Raw genomic sequence first — 16691 nt, forward strand, 5'->3', positions numbered from 1 at the left:
CACCGGTCCGCGGGCCGCGCCCACCACTGCCCCGGTGAACACGACGGCCCCCGCACTCCCGCTGCCCGTCGTCCTCGCGGGCGCCCGGGGCCATGGCCGCTGGCACCTGGACAACATCCGCCGGCTCCAGGACAAGGGCCTGGTACGCCTCGTCGGCGTCTGCGAGCTGAACCCGCTCGCCGAGGAGGAGCTCGGCGGGCAGCGCGTCGAGCAGTCCGCCGACTTCGGGGCCCTCCTCGACTCCACCGGCGCCGCCGCCGCGGTGATCTGCACCCCCATCCCCACCCACACCGACCTCGCGCTGACCGCCGCGCGCAAGGGCGTCCACCTGCTCCTGGAGAAGCCGCCCGCGCCCTCCTACGCCGAGTTCCGGCGGATGGCCGAGGGGGTCGCGGCGGCCGGGGTGGTCTGCCAGATCGGCTTCCAGTCGCTCGGCTCGCACGCCGTCCCCGCCATCAGGAAACTCATCACCGAGGGCGCGCTCGGCCGGGTGACCGGCATCGGCGGGGCAGGGTCCTGGGCGCGCGACGAGGCTTACTACGGGCGCGCCCCCTGGGCGGGGAAGCGCCGGCTGAACGGCGTGGACGTGGTCGACGGCGTCCTGACGAACCCGCTGGCCCACATCGTCGCCACGGCCCTCGCGCTGGACGGTTCGACCCGTGCCGAGGACGTCACCGGCATCCGGACCGAGCTGCTGCGCGCCAACGACATCGAGTCCGACGACACCTCGTGCGTGCGGGTCACGACCGCCGGGGGCCGGATCACGGTCGCCGCGACGCTCTGCGCCGAACAGCCCGGCGAACCGTATGTCCTGGTGCACGGCACAGGGGGCCGGATCACCTTCTGGTACAAGCAGGACCGCGTCCTCGTGCAGCGGTCCGGACACGGCCCCGAGGAGATCGAGTACGGCCGTACGGACCTGCTGGAGAACCTCGTCGAGCATCTGAGCGGCGGCGCCGAACTGCTGGTCCCACCGGAGTCGACGGGCGCCTTCATGAAGGTCGTCGAGGCGATCCGGCAGGCACCCGACCCGATCGCGCTGCCCCCGGACGCCTGGGCGACGCTCCCCGGCGAGCGGCGCCGTGTCGTACCCGGTGTCGACGGATTCGTCGCGGCCGCCGCGGAGACCCTCGCCCTCTACTCCGAGCTGGGCGCCCCCTGGGCGCTCCCGACAGAGGTGAGCACCCGATGAACAACGACTCGCTGGTCCTGCGGATCGGCGGCCGGCCCGTCGGCCGGTACGTCACCCGGCCCGCACTGCCGGACCGGCTGTCCCCGCGTCCGTACCTGCACCCGGTCACCACCCTGGCGGGCACGGCCGTCACCGAGCTCAGCCCGGCCGACCACGCACACCACCTCGGCGTCGGTGTAGCCGTACCCGACGTCGAGGGGCACAACTTCTGGGGCGGGCGCACCTACGTCCGCGACCAGGGGCCGACCGAGCTCGACAACCACGGCGCCCAGCGGCACTCCGCGTTCCAGCTCTGCGACCCGGACGGCTTCGTGGAGGAACTGCGCTGGATGGCCGCGGGCAACGAGCTGCTGCGGGAACGCCGTACGGTCGCGGCCGTCGGACTCACCGACTCCGCCTGGGCGCTGGACTTCACCTTCTCGCTCACCAACGTCACCGCGGGCGGGCTCTCGTTCGGCAGCCCGGCCACCAACGGCCGGCCGGGCGCGGCGTACGGCGGCTTCTTCTGGCGGGCCCGCAAGGAACCGGACGCCCCCCGCGTGTTCACCGCCGACGCCGAGGGCGAGGAGGCGGTCCACGCGACCACCGCCGACTGGCTCGCCCTCGCGGGCGCCGGCTGGACGCTCGTCCTCGCCGGGGCCACCGCCGCGACGCGCCGGGACCCGTGGTTCGTGCGCACCGCCCAGTACCCGGGCGTCGGTTCCTCCCTCGCCCACGACAAGCGGCTCATCGTAGAGGCGGGGGACACGCTCGTACGCCGGGTGGTCACCGTCGTCGCCGACGGAACCCTGGACCGGAGCGGGGCCGCGGCGCTGGTCCGCAAGGCGGTGAGCCCCTGATGGCCCTGCCCTCCGCCGACCTCGGTGACGGCACGTACCGCAACCCGGTCCTCGACGCCGACTGGTCCGACCCCGATCTGCTGTGCGTGGGCGACGACTTCTACCTCACCGCCTCCAGCTTCGGCCGCGCCCCCGGGCTGCCCCTGCTGCACTCCCGGGACCTGGTCAACTGGACGCTCGTCGGACACGCCCTCCAACGCCTCGACCCGGCGAGGGAGTTCAGGACTCCTCGACCCGACTGCGGGGTGTGGGCACCCGCGTTGCGCCACCACGACGACCGCTTCTGGATCTTCTGGGGCGACCCCGACCACGGCATCTTCCAGGTCAACGCCCCCGGGATCAGGGGACCTTGGACCCGACCGCATCCGGTCAAGGAGGGCAAGGGACTCATCGACCCCTGCCCGCTGTGGGACGAGGAGAGCGGCGAGGCGTATCTCGTGCACGCCTGGGCCAAGTCCCGCTCCGGCGTGAGGAACCGGCTCACCGGACACCGGATGCGGCCCGACGGCACCGGTGTGCTCGACGAGGGGAAGGTGATCGTCGACGCCGATCTGATTCCCGGCTGGTTCACCCTCGAAGGACCCAAGGCCTACCGGCACGACGGCTGGTTCTGGATCTTCGCGCCCGCCGGGGGAGTCGAGACCGGCTGGCAGGGCGCCTTCCGCTCGCGCGGCTTCTTCGGGCCCTACGAGGAGCGGGTGGTGCTGGAACAGGGGAACACCCCGGTCAACGGCCCGCACCAGGGCGGCTGGGTGCGCACGGCGGCCGGCGAGGACTGGTTCGCGCACTTCCAGCAGCGCGGGCCCTACGGCCGGGTGGTCCATCTCCAGCCGATGCGGTGGGGGGCGGACGGCTGGCCCGTGCTCGGTGACCGGGGCTCCCCCGTCGCCGTACACCGGAAGCCGAAGCTGCCGGCCCAGCCGCCGTCCGCGCCCGCCACCGACGACGACTTCCCCGGCGGCCGTTTCGCGCGTCAGTGGCAGTGGACCGCCAACCCCCAGGAGGGCTGGGCCACCCAGCACTCCGGCGACGGACTCCGGCTGAGCTGTGTCCGGACGGCGGACGCGCACGACCTGCGCCGACTGCCCCACGTGCTCACCCAGCGGATGCCGGGCGCCGCCGCCACCGTCCAGGTCGACCTGAGCCTCGACAGCGAGGAGCCCGGAGCGCGGGCGGGGCTCGTGGTGCTCGGTGACGCGTACGGCTGGATCGGGCTCCAGCGACAGCCCGACGGATCGGTCCGGCTCGTGCACCGGTTCGCCGAGCGGGCCACCGGGGAGTCGTCCGACACGCGTTCCGGGCCGTGCCGGGGTGAGCGTGACGCCGCACCCGCGCGGCCCGCGCCCGAGGGCCGGGCCCGGCTGTGGACCGAGATCGGCGCGGGCGGCCGCTGCCGCTTCTCCTACGACGTCGGTGGCGGCCGGCAGTCCTCGGGGCAGGTCTTCGCCGCCACCCCCTGGCGCTGGGTCGGCGCCCTGCTCGGCCTCTTCGCGCTCGCCCCGGCCGGCAGGGGACACGCCGGCGCCGCCTCGTTCACGCGATTTCGTGTCACTCCGACCCTCTGAGGGTCACTTCCCGCCGTTCGTCCGCCTGTTGGGAGCCGAAATGACGCACCTCCGTAGCAAGCGCTTGCCGGATGTGGAGGGAAGGGCGCGCCCCTTCCGGAAGCAGCCGGGTGCCGATCTCCGAGAACACCGCACCGACCCCACCACCCCGTTGGATCCAGAAGAAGAGAGCCGACCCGTGAAGAGAAGCCCACTCAGGAGCAGCCCACTCGGCACCGGTGCACCGCGGACCGGTGCGCCGAAGACCGGCATCCGTGGCGGCAGGCGCGTCGCCGTGGCCGTCGCCCTCGGTTCCGTGCTCGCGCTGACCGCCACCGCCTGTGGTGACAACGGCAGCGGCAGCGCGGGGGACAAGGGCACCGAGGGTTCCGGCAAGGGCGAGATCACCTTCTGGGACAACAACGGCGGTGTCCGCACCGACATCTGGAAGCAGATCATCGCCGACTTCGAGAAGAAGTACCCGGACATCAAGGTCAAGTACGTCGGCATCCCGGCGGCCAGTGCCCAGTCGAAGTACGACACCGCCATCCAGGGCGGTGGCCTGCCCGACGTCGGAGGCGTGGGCACCGCGATGCTCGCCGAGGTCGCCGTCCAGGGAGCGCTGGAGCCGCTGGACAGCCGGATCGAGAAGAGCGCGCTGAACGGGAAGCTGAGCCAGAACCTGCTGGACGTCAGCCGGGCCGCGGGCGGCGGAGACACGCTGTACCAGGTGCCGACCTCCGCCAACAACGGCACGCTCTGGTACCGCACCGACCTGTTCAAGGCGGCGGGCCTGGACGCGCCGACCTCCTGGTCGAAGTTCTACGACGCGGCCGCGAAGCTCACCGACAAGGGCAGGAACAAGTTCGGCTTCACCATCCGCGGGGGAGAGGGCTCCATCGCCCCGGCACTGGACGCGGCGTACGGCCAGAGCGGCATCACCTCCTTCTGGAACGGCGACAAGACCACGGTCAACGACCCGAAGAACGTGGCGGCCCTCGCGAAGTACGTCGCGCTGTACAAGAAGGTCACCCCGTCCGCCGACGTCAACAACGACTTCACCAAGATGGTCGCGCAGTGGGACAGCGGCACCATCGGCATGCTGAGCCACAACCTCGGCTCCTACCAGGACCACTTGAAGGCGCTGGGCGCCGGCAAGTTCCGCGGCGTCCCGAACCCCACGCTGGACGACGGTACGCGCGTACAGGTCTCCAACCCGGTCGACGGGCTGAGCCTGTTCAAGTCCGGCAAGAACAAGGCGGCCGCCTGGAAGTTCATCGAGTTCGCCGTCTCGGCCGCGGAGAACTCCAAGTTCAACGAGTCCGCGGGCCAGGTACCGGCGAACACCGACGCCGCGAAGGACGCGTGGATCCAGCAGGCCGAGCCGACCAGGCTCGCCGCCGAGGCGCTGAACGGCACCGGCACCAAGATCGTGCAACTGCCGTACTACCTGCCCGACTGGAACACCGTCTCCAAGGCCGACAACGAGCCGAACTTCCAGAAGGTGCTGCTCGGCAGGATGAGCGCGAAGGACTTCCTGGACACGCTGGCCGACCAGTTGAACAAGGCCCAGGCGGACTGGAAGGCCCACCACTAGTCCGGCGCGCCCGCCGTGGCCGGCCGCGGCCGGCCACGGCGCGCGCCCCCGCACCGCTGTCGAAGCCTCCGTCGACCTCTATGGAACCTCCGTTGAAACCCTCTGTCGAAAGGCACACGCCCGTGTCCCTCACGCGCAGACAGGTCACCTCGGCGGCCGTGGCCGCCTTACCCCTCGCCGTCGCCGCGGCGGCACCCGCCTCGGCGCGCCCGCACCGCCGGCCGCGCACCCTCCACATCGCCGGTGATTCCACCGCCGCCCAGAAGTACGCCGACGCCGCGCCCGAGACCGGGTGGGGCATGGCCCTGCCGTTCTTCCTCCACGAGGACATCGTGGTCGCCAACCACGCGGTGAACGGCCGTAGTTCGAAGAGCTTCATCGACGAGGGCCGCCTCGCGGCGATCCTCGACGTGATCCGGCCCGGCGACCTCCTGCTCGTCCAGTTCGGGCACAACGACGAGAAGACCGCAGACCCGACGCGCTACACCGAGCCGTGGACGACGTTCCAGGACTGTCTGCGGCAGTACGTCGCGGGCGCGCGGGACCGGGGCGCCCGGCCGGTGCTCGCCACCCCGGTGGAGCGCAGGAAGTTCGACGCGGACGGCAACGCGGTGCCGACGCACGGCGACTACCCGGCGTCGATGCGCGCGCTCGCCGCGGACGAGCACGTGGCGCTCCTCGACATCCAGGCCCGCTCGATCGCCCTGTGGCAGCGGCTCGGCGTCGAGGAGACGAAGAAGTACTTCAACTGGACCGCGACCGAACAGGACAACACCCACTTCAACCCGCCCGGTGCCATCGCCGTGGCCCGTCTCGTCGCGGCCGGACTGCTGCACCGCCGGGTGCTCTCGACCCGGGACGTACGCCGTCTCGACGCGGAGATCCCCGAGTCCTGGATCACCTGGCCCACCGCCTGAACACCTGAGCCGAAAGAGGGAGCCGCACCATGAGCACACAGAAATGGCATGAGCACGTCACAGAGTGGAGCGCGATCACCGCGCGCAGAGCGGCCGTCCTGATCGGCTGCACCGCCCTGGTGCTCGCCGTCACCGGCACCACCGCCGGGGCCGGGCCCCGCGAGCTCGGCCGGCAGACGCTCGCAGCGAACGACGGCTGGGCGTCCGCGGGGACCGGTACCACCGGCGGTTCGGCCGCGGCGGCCGCGCAGGTCAGCACGGTCACCACCTGGGCGGAGTTCAAGGCCGCACTCGCCGCCGGCGGCACCGCGCCGAAGATCATCAAGGTCAGGGGCACGATCGACGCCAACGCCGAGGGGTGCGACTCCTTCGCGGCGCCCGGCTACGACTTCGCCCGGTACCTCGCCGACTACGACCCCGCCGTGTGGGGCTACGACCAGGTCGTCAGCGGTGAGCAGGAGGATCTGCGCGCCGCCTCGGCGGCCAACCAGGACACCGCCATCAAGGCGTACGTCCCCGCCAACACCACCATCGTCGGCATCGGCCGCAACGCGGGCTTCAAGGGCGCGAGCCTCCAGATCAAGGCCGTCGACAACGTCATCGTCCGCAACCTCTCCTTCGAGAGCCCCCTCGACTGCTTCCCGCAGTGGGACCCCACCGACGGCGACACCGGAAACTGGAACTCCGAGTACGACAGCGCGGTCATCTACGGAGCCACGCACGTCTGGCTCGACCACAACACGTTCACCGACGGCGCCCACCCGGACAGCTCGCTGCCGACGTACTACGGCCGGATCTACGAACAGCACGACGGCGAACTGGACATCGTCAAGGGCGCCGACTACGTGACCGCCTCCTGGAACATCTTCGCCGACCACGACAAGACCATCCTGATCGGCAACAGCGACAGCGCGTCCACCGCCGCCGTGGACCGCGGCCACCTGAAGGTCACCCTCCACCACAACCTGTTCACCGGTCTCGTCGAGCGCGCCCCGCGCGTGCGCTTCGGACAAGTGGACTCCTACAACAACCACTTCGTGGCCGACTCCACGTACGGCTACAGCTACGGCATCGGCATGGAGTCCCAACTCGTCGCCGAGCACAACGCGTTCACGCTGCCGGACTCGGTCAGCGCCGCCCTGGTCCTCAAGAAGTGGAAGGAGGCGCCGCTGACCGCCGCCGACAACTACGTCAACGGCCGCCCGACCGATCTGATCGCCGTGCACAACGCGGAGATCCCCGCCGAGACGCTCCAGTCCGGTGCCGGCTGGACACCGGCCCTGCGGACGAAGATCGACGCGCCGAGGGCCGTTCCCGGCATCGTCGACCACCGCGCGGGCGCCGGAAAGATCTGCTGACCATGACCGGACACCCCGTCTCCAGAAGGGCGTTCGTCGCCGCGGGCACCGGAGCCGCACTTGCTCTCGGGCTCGCGGCGCCCGCCCGTGCCACCGGGCGCCCGTCCAATGGGCACCCGCCCTTCGGACGCCACGGTTCGCCGTCCAAGCGGCTCGACGCGAAGACGCTGTACGTCCACCCCGGCGGCCTCGGCGACCACACCACCGTGCAGGCCGCCGTGACCGCCGCGACCGGCCCCGGATACACCCTGGTCATCGCGCCCGGTGTGTACCGCGAGACGGTCTCGGTCGGAGCGGTCGACCCGGCGACCGGTCTGCCCGGCGCCGCGGGGTCCGAGATGACCTGGATCGGCGCCTCCGACGACCCGCGCGAGGTCGTCGTCGTGTACGACAACGCCAACGGCACGCCCAAGCCCGACGGTTCGGGCACCTACGGCACCACCGGATCGGCCACGACCACCGTGCGCACCGACGGGTTCACGGCCCGCTCGGTCACGTTCGCCAACGACTGGCTGCGCGCCGACCACCCGGGGATCACCGGCACCCAGGCCGTGGCGATCAAGGTGCAGGGCGACCGCTCGGCCTTCCACGGGTGCCGCTTCCTCGGCCACCAGGACACGCTGTACGCCGACTCGTTCGCCCTGGGCACCTTCGCCCGGCAGTACTACCGCGACTGCTATGTCGAGGGCGACGTGGACTTCGTCTTCGGGCGGGCGACGGCGGTCTTCGAGTACTGCCACTTCCGCACGCTGAACCGTACGGACCTCGCCGGGGCCCCGTACGGCTTCGTCTTCGCGCCGTCCACGGCCGTCGCCGATCCGCGCGGATACCTGGTCACGCGGAGCCGGATCAGCAGCGCGGCGCCGGACGCGTACTACAAGCTGGCCCGCCCCTGGGTGCCCGGTTCGGACCTCACCGCCCGCCCGATGCTGACCGTCCGCGACACCCGCCTGGACGCAGGCACCGACGCCGTAGCGCCGTACACGAACATGTCAGCCGCCTATCCGTGGCAGAGCCAGCGTTTCGCCGAGTACCGCAACACCGGACCCGGCGCGGTGATCACCGTCCCGGAGAACCGTCCCCAGCTCACCGACGAGGAGGCCCGCTCGGCGACCCGGGAGGCGTACCTCGGCGACTGGACGCCGGGGAGGGGGTGCTGAGATGCGCAGGCGCACGCTCCTCGCCGGCGTGGCCGGGGGAGTCATGGCCCTCGGCGGCACCCCGGCCGCCGCGCACGGCCGCCGTGTCCTGCACGTGTGTCCCGGTGACTCGGTCCAGGCCGCCGTGGACGCGGTGGACGGACCCGGGCAGACGATCGTCGTCCACCCGGGGACGTATCGCGAAGTGGTCGACATCCCCGCAGACAAGCGGGAGTTGACGCTGCGCGGTGCCACCCGCGACCCGCGCGACGCCGTGATCGTCTTCGACCGGGCGAACGGCACGCCGAAGCCGGACGGCTCCGGCACGTACGGGACCGCGGGCTCCGCGACGCTCACCTCGGCGGCGCCGGGACTGACCGTCCGCGGGCTCACGATCGCCAACGACTGGCTGCGGGCCGACCATCCGGAGATCACCGGCACCCAGGCGGTCGCGGCCCGCGTCACCGGCGACCGCTCGTCGTTCGCGCGGGTGCGGCTGCTCGCGCACCAGGACACGTTGTTCGCGGACACCAGCGACCTGGCCGCCTTCGACCGTCACTTCTACCGCGACTGCTACATCGAGGGCGATGTCGACTTCGTCTTCGGCCGGGCCACCGCCGTCTTCGAGCGCTGCCACTTCCACACGCTCGACCGGGACGTCTCCTTCAGGCCCGAGGGAATGGTCTTCGCGCCGTCCACGGCCCGCGCGAACGCGTACGGCTTCCTGGCCGTCGGCGGCCGTGTCACCTCCGGCGCCGAGGACGGGGCGTACAAGATCGCCCGGCCCTGGGTCCCCTCGTACGAGACCACGGCCTGGCCCTCGCTCGTGGTCCGCGGATGCGAACTCGGGCCCGGCATCGACGCGGTGGCGCCCTACACCGACATGCGCGCGGCCTATCCGTGGCAGTCCATGCGCTTTCGCGAGTACCGCAACACCGGACCCGGCGCGGTGATCACCGTCCCGGAGAACCGTCCCCAGCTCACGGACGCGGAGGCCGAGCAGCACACCCGTGCCGCGTATCTCGGCGACTGGCGTCCGTGATTCCCCCGTTCCACTCCCCAGCACGACGAAAGGACCGCACTCCATGTCTCGTCGTACCGCTCTCGCCCTGAGTGCCACCCTGGCACTCGGCGCAGGCCTCGCCGTCCTCCCCACCCAGGCGCAGGCCGCCACCGTCGTCGTCTCCACCACCGCCCAACTGACCAGCGCCATCTCCAGTGCCACCGCCGGAACCGTCATCCAGGTGCGCGGCGGCACCTACTACCCGACGGCCACGCTCCAGTCGACGACCAACGGCACGTCCTCCTCGCCGGTCACGCTCACCGCGTACGGCTCCGAGACCGTGAAGATCGACGGATCCTCGCTCCCCTCGGGCTCCTGGATCTTCAAACTGACCGCCGACTACTGGAACGTCTCCAACATGACGTTCCAGAACTCCCCGGACAGCGCGGTCGTCTGCCAGTCCTGCACCGGCACCGTCTGGAACAACATCAAGACCATCGACGGCGGCGACTCCGGCTTCACGCTGACCGGCGACGGCACCGTCAACAACACGGTGAAGAACATCGACTCGTACGGCAACTACGACGCCGCCACCCACGGCGAGAACGCGGACGGGGTCGCCGTGAAGTTCGGCTCGGGCACCGGCAATCTGATCACCGGGGCCCGCCTCTACAACAACTCGGACGACGGCATCGACTTCTGGTCGTTCTCCTCGCCCGTCACCGTCGAACACTCCTGGTCCTTCGGCAACGGCAAGAACCGCTGGGGCGATTCGGCCTTCGCGGGCGACGGCAACGGCTACAAGCTGGGCGGCGACGGCGAGGTCGTCGCGCACGTCATCAACAACTCCGCGGCCTGGGACGACGCGGGCAACGGCTTCACCGAGAACTCCAACACCGGCGCCATCGTCATCAACCGCACCACCGCCTACGCCAACGGCAACTACGGGTACTACTTCGCCACCAGCTCCGCCAAGCTCGGCAAGAACCTTGCCGTGGGCAACGGCGCCTCGGTGTCCAAGGGTTCCTCGGTGACCTCGGCCGGCAACAACTGGGACTCCGGCATCTCCACCCCGTCGTTCGTGTCCACGGACGCGAGCACCACGTACAACGCCCGTTCGTCCAGCGGCGCGCTGCCCGCCACGACCTTCCTGACGACGGGCAGCAGCAGCATCGGCGCCACCATGAACTGACCGCCGCCCCGCAGGGCGGGGACTCAAAGAGTCCGGCGCGAGGCCCAAGTCGGCCGAAAAGTATGTATCGATCCGGCAAAAGGCCTCGCGCCCAAGGACGTTACGCGCGTAGAAACCTGTCATGCATAAGCCACTGCGCATCGCGGCCGTCGCCGCCACCTGTGTCGTCGCCGGTGCCGCCCTGTACGGCACCGGCGTCGCCACCGCCGGTCAGTCGACGGCGAACTCGACGCACGAGCCTTACAACATCGGCGTCCTCGTCAAGGACATCGACACTTACTACGGCACCACGGCCGACAGCAACGGGGTGTACCAGGCGTCCCCCGACAGCCCCTACGCCAAGGACCTGGCGCGCCTCGACGCCGCCGCGAAGCGGCACATCGACGAGGCGGCCCGCAAGGCCCACCACCGGCACGAGAAGGCCGCGGTCGTCTTCGACATCGACGACACGCTGCTGCTCTCGCTCGACTACGAGAAGAAGACCAACTACACCTACAACTCGGCCTCCTGGGCGGCGTACGTCGCCCAGGCGGACCGCCCGGCCGTCTTCGGCAGCCCCGAACTCGTCGAGTACGCCGCGTCCAAGGGCGTCACCGTGTTCTACAACTCGGGCCTGAAGGAGTCGCAGCGCGTCTCCGCGGTCGACAACCTGAAGAAGATCGGTGTCGACGTCAACCTCGACGCCGAGCACATGTTCCTCAAGGACGCGGCCAACCCGCCCGCCTACCTGAGCGGTTGCGCCACCGTCACCGCCTGGAACTGCACGACCGTGCAGTACAAGGCCGGTACCCGCAAGCACATCGAGTCCCTCGGGTACGACATCGTCGCCAACTTCGGCGACCAGTACTCGGACCTCGACGGCGGCTACGCCGACAAGACCTACAAGCTCCCGAACCCCACGTACTTCGTGAGCTGACGCGTCCCCCCACGGGTGAACGCCCCCGCCGGTCGTCACCGGCGGGGGCGTTCCGCTGTCGGCCGAGGGGGGCTCAGGCCGACAGGCCCACACAATCGATGACGTCAAATACGAACGTGTGGTTGTTTCCGGGGTGCGATCGAATCTCCGGACCCCGGACCCGGACCCCGTCGTGGGCGAACACGGACAGGTCTATGAGCTGTCGGCGGTGCGGTCCGCGAAGTCACCTGCCACGGCGGGCCGTTCGCCGCCCTTCGTGGTCGCCGTCACCGTGTAGCGGTCGTCCTTCGCGTCCCGGCCGCCGCGATCGTGGTCGTACTGGCCGGCGAAGACCCACTCGCCCGGCCAGACCGTGCGGCCCGGCTTGAGCGCCCAGGTGTAGACGAGGAAGCCGTCCCGTTCAGCGACCGTCGTCGCGAAGTCGCTCTCGGGCAGCGAACGCCAGGCGCCCGCTTCGTTCACCCCGCCGGTCTGCCTGACCTTCAACTCGACCTTCAAAGACGTGAGTCGGTCGTCGGTCCGCAGGGTGACATCGCTCTGTGCCCAGAAGTCGTTGCTGTGCGGGTCGACCGTGCCGTCCGACCACAGCGGGCCTCGCACGGTGCTCCCGGCGGGCGGAGTCCTGGGCGCGGCGGTCGCGGTCGCCGTGGCAGTGGCCGAGGACGACGGACCCGGCCCGCCGGACTCCTTCGGCGTTCCGGAGCTCCGGCCGGGGGCGGGGGTGACCGGTGCCCGGCCGGTCGGGTCCGGCGACGGGGCGGGGGTCGGCGGGACCGCGACGGTCTGCCGCGGTGCGGAGTCGTCCCTCACCGCCGAGGCGACCGCGTAACCGCCCAGCGCGAGGACGCCCGCGACCGCGACCGTGGCGCCGGCGACCCGGGCCCAGCCGGGCAGCGGCGGGCGGGCCGCATCCCTCCCGGTCCGCCGCTCACCGGCACCCGCCAGGCCGCGTTCCACCCGGGCCAGGATGCGCGCGCGGTCGGGCTCGTGCGCCCCGGCCGTCTCGCGCAGCCGGGCGCGCAGCTCGTCGTGCACGTCCCGAGCCTCTCTCATCGGTCCCGTCCTCCGGCCCCGCCCGCGGGCAGCGCCCCCGCGTGCATCCGCACCGCCGCCCCGTCGGCGCCGAGCAGCCGCTTCAGTTCCGCCATGCCCTTGGACGTCTGGCTCTTCACCGTACCCACGGAGATCCCGAGGGCGAGCGCGGTGTCCTTCTCCGAGAGATCGAAGGCGTGCCGCAGCACGACACAGGCGCGCTTGCGGAACGGCAGCCGGCGCAGCGCCTCCTGGACATCGACCGCGCCCGCCACGTCGGGGTTCTCGGTCCTGTCCGCGCGCTGCGACCAGAAGAGGGTGATCCGCCGGCGCTCGCGCACGGCCGCGCGGATCCGGGTGCGGGCGAGATGGGCGACCACCCCGCGCGCGTACGCCGCCGGACGGTCCGCCGCCCGCACCCGGTCCCAGCGGTGCCACAGCGCGAGCAGCGCGTCGGCCGCCAGATCGTCGGCGGCGTCCGGCTCACCCGTCAACAGGTTGGCCAGGCGTGCCAGTTCGGCGTAGTGCCGTTCGAAGAAGGCGTGGAACTCCACGGAGGCGGCGTCGTCGACGACAGTGCCCACGGGGTACCTCTCCTCGCTTCGGCTGTGGCACCGGTGCGGGTGCGGCGTATACGGCCCCTGCCACCGCTCCCCGGTGATTCACCCGTGGGGAAAGGGAGTTCCGGTGGGGCGGGGTGCGGAAGCGTACCAGCCGGTCGTGCGGGCCTTCGAACGATGTATGGCAGGCCGAACTCGATTCCGTAACACGGGGAAAACCTGAAAGCAGTTGATCGGGGGAACAATCCAGCCAGCATCCGCACACCAGCACGCAGGCAACGAGGAGAATCGCGATGTCCGAAGCGCAGAAGGTCGACAACCGGCCAAGTGCCGCCCCACCGGCGGCAGGCGGGGTCGACGGCTTCTTCAAAATATCCGCCAGGGGCTCCACCTTCGGCCGGGAGATACGCGGCGGGTTCGCCACGTTCTTCACCATGGCGTACATCCTTGTCCTGAACCCCATCATCCTGGGCAGCGCCAAGGACAAGTTCGGGCACACCCTCGACACCGGCCAACTGGTCACCGCCACCGCACTGGTGGCGTGTGTCATGACCGTCATCATGGGCGTCGGCGGCAACCTCCCGCTCGCCATCGCCGCGGGCCTCGGCCTCAACGCCGTCGTGGCCTTCCAGTTGGCGCCGCTGATGAGCTGGCCCGACGCGATGGGTCTGGTCGTCCTCGAAGGCGTCCTGATCTGCGTCCTGGTGCTCACCGGGCTCCGGGAAGCGATCATGAACGCGATCCCGCAGCAGATCAAGCAGGCCATCGGCGTCGGCATCGGCCTGTTCATCGCCTTCATCGGCTTCGTGGACGCCGGGTTCGTCAGCCGTATCCCGGACATCGCGAACACCACCGTCCCCGTGCAGCTCGGTGCCGTGGGCCGCCTCACAGGCTGGCCCGTCCTCGTCTTCTGCCTCGGTGTCCTGCTGACCATCGCGCTGCTCGCCCGCAAGGTGAAGGGCGCGATCCTCATCAGCATCGTGACGATGACCGTCGTCGCGATCGCCGTCAACGCCGTCGCCGACATCAAGAGCTGGGGCCTGACCAGCCCGAAGGTCCCGGACAAGATCGTCGACACCCCGGACTTCGGGCTCATCGGTCACTTCAGCCTGTTCGGCGGCTTCGCCGAGGCGGGGGTGCTCACCGCGGTCCTGCTGGTCTTCACGCTGATCCTGTCGGACTTCTTCGACGCCATGGGAACCATCGTCGGGATCAGCGCCGAGGCCGGGCTGCTCGACGAGCAGGGGCAGGTGCCGGGCATCGGCCGGGTCCTGTTCATCGACGGCGCCGCCGCCGTCGCGGGCGGTGTGGGCTCCGCCTCCTCCAACACCGCCTACATCGAGTCCGCGGCCGGTGTCGGCGAGGGTGCCCGCACCGGCTTCGCCAACCTGATCACCGGCGGCCTCTTCGGCCTCGCGCTCTTCCTCACCCCGCTGCTGACCATCGTCCCGCTCCAGGCCGCGGCGCCCGCGCTGATCGCGGTCGGGTTCCTGATGATGACCCACGTCAAGCACATCGACTGGGACGACTTCGAGATCGCGATCCCGGCGTTCCTGACCATCGTCGCGATGCCGTTCACGTACTCCATCACCGACGGCATCGGTGCCGGATTCCTGGCCTACGTCGTCATCAAGACGGTGCTGGGGAAGGCGAAGGAGGTCAACTGGCTGCTGTGGGCCGTCTCGGCGCTGTTCCTGGTCTACTTCGCGATCGACCCGGTGGAACAGCTGCTCGGCGTGAAGTGATCATCCGGCTCTCGTGAGGGGCGGCCCGTACGGGAAGTGACCGGCTCCACGTGCCGGAAACCGTAAGGGGCGGCCCCGCGCCGATCGGTGCGGGGCCGCCCCCTGTACGAGCCGGTGTGCCTCAGTTCTTCAGGGCCGCCCGCATCATCGCCCTGGCGACCGGTGCCGCCAGTCCGTTGCCGCTGACCTCCGAGCGCGCCGCGTCCGACTGCTCGACCATCACCGCGACGGCGACCTCCTTGCCGTTCGAGTCGGACTTCGCGTACGACGTGAACCAGGCGTACGGCGTCTTGCTGTTCTTCTCGCCGTGCTGGGCCGTGCCGGTCTTGCCGCCCACGGTCGCGCCGGGGATGAGCGCGTTCGTGCCCGTGCCCTTCTCGACGACCGTCTGCATCGCGGACCGGAGCTGCCGGGCCGTGTCCGAGCTGACGATCTCCTTCGTGCCGGTGCTGTCGTCGTAGTTCCTCAGCACATCGCCGTTGGAGTCGCTGGTCTGCGACACCATGTGCGGCGAGACCAGCTTTCCGTCGTTGGCAATAGCGGCGGACACCATGGCCATCTGGAGCGGGGTCGCGGTGACGTCGTACTGTCCGATGCCGGTCAGCGCGGTGGACGACTTGTCCATGCCGGTCGGGTAGACGCTGGTGTACGCCCGCACCGGCACGTCCTGCGCCGTGTCGTTGAAGCCGAACTTCTCCGCCATCACCCTGACCTTGTCCTGGCCCAGGTCGACGGCCATCTTCCCGAAGACGTTGTTGCAGGAGTACTGGAGCGCGACCCGGATCGAGGCGTTCTCGCACGGCGCGGACGCGCTCTCGTTCTTCAGGGCGGTCGTCGTCCCCGGCAGGGTGTACGGGTTCGGGCTGTCCGTCCTCGCGTCCACGTCCGCGTAGAGCCCGTCCTCCAGCGCGGCGGCGGCCACGACCAGCTTGAACGTCGAGCCCGGCGGCAGCGGCTGCCGGAGCGCGCGGTTGACCAGCGGCTTGTCGGGGTCGCTGGTCAGCTTCTTCCAGAGGCTGTCGTTGCCCGCGCTGATCGCCGTCGGGTCGTACGAAGGGGTCGAGACGACCGCGAGGATCTTGCCGGTCTTCGGGTCGATCGCGACGGCCGCGCCCTTGTTGCCGCCGAGCGCCGCGTAGGCGGCCTTCTGCACGCCCGGGTCGATCGTCGTGATCACGTCACCGGGGTCGGCGCGCTTGTTGGCGAGGGAGTCCAGCGGGTTCTTCAGCCGGAGGTCCGTGCCGTCCAGCAGCTTCTGGTAGATGCCCTCCAGCTGGGTGGCCCCGTACACCTGCGAGCTGTAGCCGGTGACCGCCGAATACAGGCTGCCGTCCGTGTACGTCCGCTTGTACTTGAGGTCGCCCCCTGTCGTCTTCGCGGAACCGGTGATCGCGTCGCCGGCCACGATGATGTTCCCGAGCGGGTTCGCGTACAGCGAGATCATGTTCCGTCGGTTGTTCTTGTCGTCCGCGAGTGCCCTGCCGTCGTAGAACTGCACCCACGTCGCCCTGACCAGCAGGGCGAGCACGAGCAGCAGTGTGAAGACGGCGGCACGCCTGATCGTCTTGTTCATCCCGCACAGAAGGACGAGCGATCAGGGGCGAATCGTTCCCGTCCGCCCGGTTTTCTCATGCATCCCTCATGGAGTCACCGGGCG

The 16691-nt window shown here is 70.5% G+C and carries 14 protein-coding genes; 11 read left to right on the plus strand and 3 right to left on the minus strand.

Going from position 1 to position 16691, the window contains the following annotated elements:
- Positions 1-34 precede the first annotated feature (34 nt).
- The 10 genes from OHT01_RS30070 to OHT01_RS30115 all read left to right on the plus strand — a co-directional run bounded on the left by OHT01_RS30070 (position 35) and on the right by OHT01_RS30115 (position 11697).
- A complete protein-coding gene (locus OHT01_RS30070) occupies positions 35-1192 on the plus strand; it encodes a Gfo/Idh/MocA family protein (protein ID WP_443043557.1) in 1158 nt (385 codons plus the stop codon).
- Positions 1189-2031: a PmoA family protein gene (locus tag OHT01_RS30075; protein ID WP_328556239.1), complete on the plus strand. Its 843-nt coding sequence runs from the start codon at positions 1189-1191 to the stop codon at positions 2029-2031. The genes OHT01_RS30070 and OHT01_RS30075 overlap by 4 nt, the downstream gene beginning before the upstream one ends.
- Complete coding sequence (locus tag OHT01_RS30080) at positions 2031-3596, plus strand: glycoside hydrolase family 43 protein (RefSeq protein WP_328556240.1); 1566 nt, start codon at positions 2031-2033, stop codon at positions 3594-3596. The genes OHT01_RS30075 and OHT01_RS30080 overlap by 1 nt, the downstream gene beginning before the upstream one ends.
- A gap of 250 nt (positions 3597-3846) precedes the next feature.
- Positions 3847-5172, plus strand: a complete 1326-nt coding sequence (locus tag OHT01_RS30085; protein ID WP_328558322.1) for an ABC transporter substrate-binding protein — start codon at positions 3847-3849, stop codon at positions 5170-5172.
- Between the two features lie 122 nt (positions 5173-5294).
- A complete protein-coding gene (locus OHT01_RS30090; RefSeq protein WP_328556241.1) occupies positions 5295-6089 on the plus strand; it encodes a rhamnogalacturonan acetylesterase in 795 nt (264 codons plus the stop codon).
- A 29-nt stretch (positions 6090-6118) separates the two neighbouring features.
- Positions 6119-7447, plus strand: a complete 1329-nt coding sequence (locus OHT01_RS30095) for a pectate lyase family protein (protein WP_328556242.1) — start codon at positions 6119-6121, stop codon at positions 7445-7447.
- Positions 7448-7449: 2 nt separating this feature from the next.
- Positions 7450-8607 carry a pectinesterase family protein gene (locus OHT01_RS30100; protein WP_328556243.1) on the plus strand — a complete coding sequence of 386 codons (1158 nt, stop codon included), beginning with the start codon at positions 7450-7452 and terminating at the stop codon, positions 8605-8607.
- Between the two features lies 1 nt (position 8608).
- Positions 8609-9628, plus strand: a complete 1020-nt coding sequence (locus tag OHT01_RS30105) for a pectinesterase family protein (protein WP_328556244.1) — start codon at positions 8609-8611, stop codon at positions 9626-9628.
- A gap of 43 nt (positions 9629-9671) precedes the next feature.
- Positions 9672-10781, plus strand: coding sequence for a right-handed parallel beta-helix repeat-containing protein (locus OHT01_RS30110; protein WP_328556245.1), 1110 nt, complete (start codon positions 9672-9674; stop codon positions 10779-10781).
- A 121-nt stretch (positions 10782-10902) separates the two neighbouring features.
- Positions 10903-11697, plus strand: coding sequence for an HAD family acid phosphatase (locus OHT01_RS30115; RefSeq protein WP_328556246.1), 795 nt, complete (start codon positions 10903-10905; stop codon positions 11695-11697).
- 192 nt (positions 11698-11889) lie between these two features.
- Here the strand turns inward: OHT01_RS30115 and OHT01_RS30120 are convergent, their stop codons facing one another.
- Both OHT01_RS30120 and OHT01_RS30125 read right to left on the minus strand, forming a co-directional pair.
- Positions 11890-12750, minus strand: a complete 861-nt coding sequence (locus tag OHT01_RS30120) for a hypothetical protein (RefSeq protein ID WP_328556247.1) — start codon at positions 12748-12750, stop codon at positions 11890-11892.
- Positions 12747-13313, minus strand: a complete 567-nt coding sequence (locus OHT01_RS30125) for a SigE family RNA polymerase sigma factor (RefSeq protein ID WP_328556248.1) — start codon at positions 13311-13313, stop codon at positions 12747-12749. The genes OHT01_RS30120 and OHT01_RS30125 overlap by 4 nt, the downstream gene beginning before the upstream one ends.
- Positions 13314-13582: 269 nt before the next feature.
- Between OHT01_RS30125 and OHT01_RS30130 the strand changes: the two genes are divergently transcribed.
- Entirely contained in the window at positions 13583-15034 is a 1452-nt protein-coding gene (locus OHT01_RS30130) for an NCS2 family permease (RefSeq protein WP_328556249.1), read from the plus strand.
- A 121-nt stretch (positions 15035-15155) separates the two neighbouring features.
- Here the strand turns inward: OHT01_RS30130 and OHT01_RS30135 are convergent, their stop codons facing one another.
- Positions 15156-16607 carry a peptidoglycan D,D-transpeptidase FtsI family protein gene (locus OHT01_RS30135; protein ID WP_328556250.1) on the minus strand — a complete coding sequence of 484 codons (1452 nt, stop codon included), beginning with the start codon at positions 16605-16607 and terminating at the stop codon, positions 15156-15158.
- Positions 16608-16691 lie beyond the last annotated feature (84 nt).

Source organism: Streptomyces sp. NBC_00358 (genome assembly GCF_036099295.1).
GTDB lineage: Bacteria > Actinomycetota > Actinomycetes > Streptomycetales > Streptomycetaceae > Streptomyces.

What these genes read in the sequence shown, in the direction of transcription:
- OHT01_RS30075 (WP_328556239.1), top strand. Translation starts at nt 1,189, where the DNA reads ATGAACAACGACTCGCTGGTCCTGCGGATCGGCGGCCGGCCCGTCGGC.
- OHT01_RS30080 (WP_328556240.1), top strand. Translation starts at nt 2,031, where the DNA reads ATGGCCCTGCCCTCCGCCGACCTCGGTGACGGCACGTACCGCAACCCG.
- OHT01_RS30095 (WP_328556242.1), top strand. Translation starts at nt 6,119, where the DNA reads ATGAGCACACAGAAATGGCATGAGCACGTCACAGAGTGGAGCGCGATC.
- OHT01_RS30100 (WP_328556243.1), top strand. Translation starts at nt 7,450, where the DNA reads ATGACCGGACACCCCGTCTCCAGAAGGGCGTTCGTCGCCGCGGGCACC.
- OHT01_RS30105 (WP_328556244.1), top strand. Translation starts at nt 8,609, where the DNA reads ATGCGCAGGCGCACGCTCCTCGCCGGCGTGGCCGGGGGAGTCATGGCC.
- OHT01_RS30110 (WP_328556245.1), top strand. Translation starts at nt 9,672, where the DNA reads ATGTCTCGTCGTACCGCTCTCGCCCTGAGTGCCACCCTGGCACTCGGC.
- OHT01_RS30115 (WP_328556246.1), top strand. Translation starts at nt 10,903, where the DNA reads ATGCATAAGCCACTGCGCATCGCGGCCGTCGCCGCCACCTGTGTCGTC.
- OHT01_RS30120 (WP_328556247.1), bottom strand. Translation starts at nt 12,750, where the DNA reads ATGAGAGAGGCTCGGGACGTGCACGACGAGCTGCGCGCCCGGCTGCGC.
- OHT01_RS30130 (WP_328556249.1), top strand. Translation starts at nt 13,583, where the DNA reads ATGTCCGAAGCGCAGAAGGTCGACAACCGGCCAAGTGCCGCCCCACCG.
- OHT01_RS30135 (WP_328556250.1), bottom strand. Translation starts at nt 16,607, where the DNA reads ATGAACAAGACGATCAGGCGTGCCGCCGTCTTCACACTGCTGCTCGTG.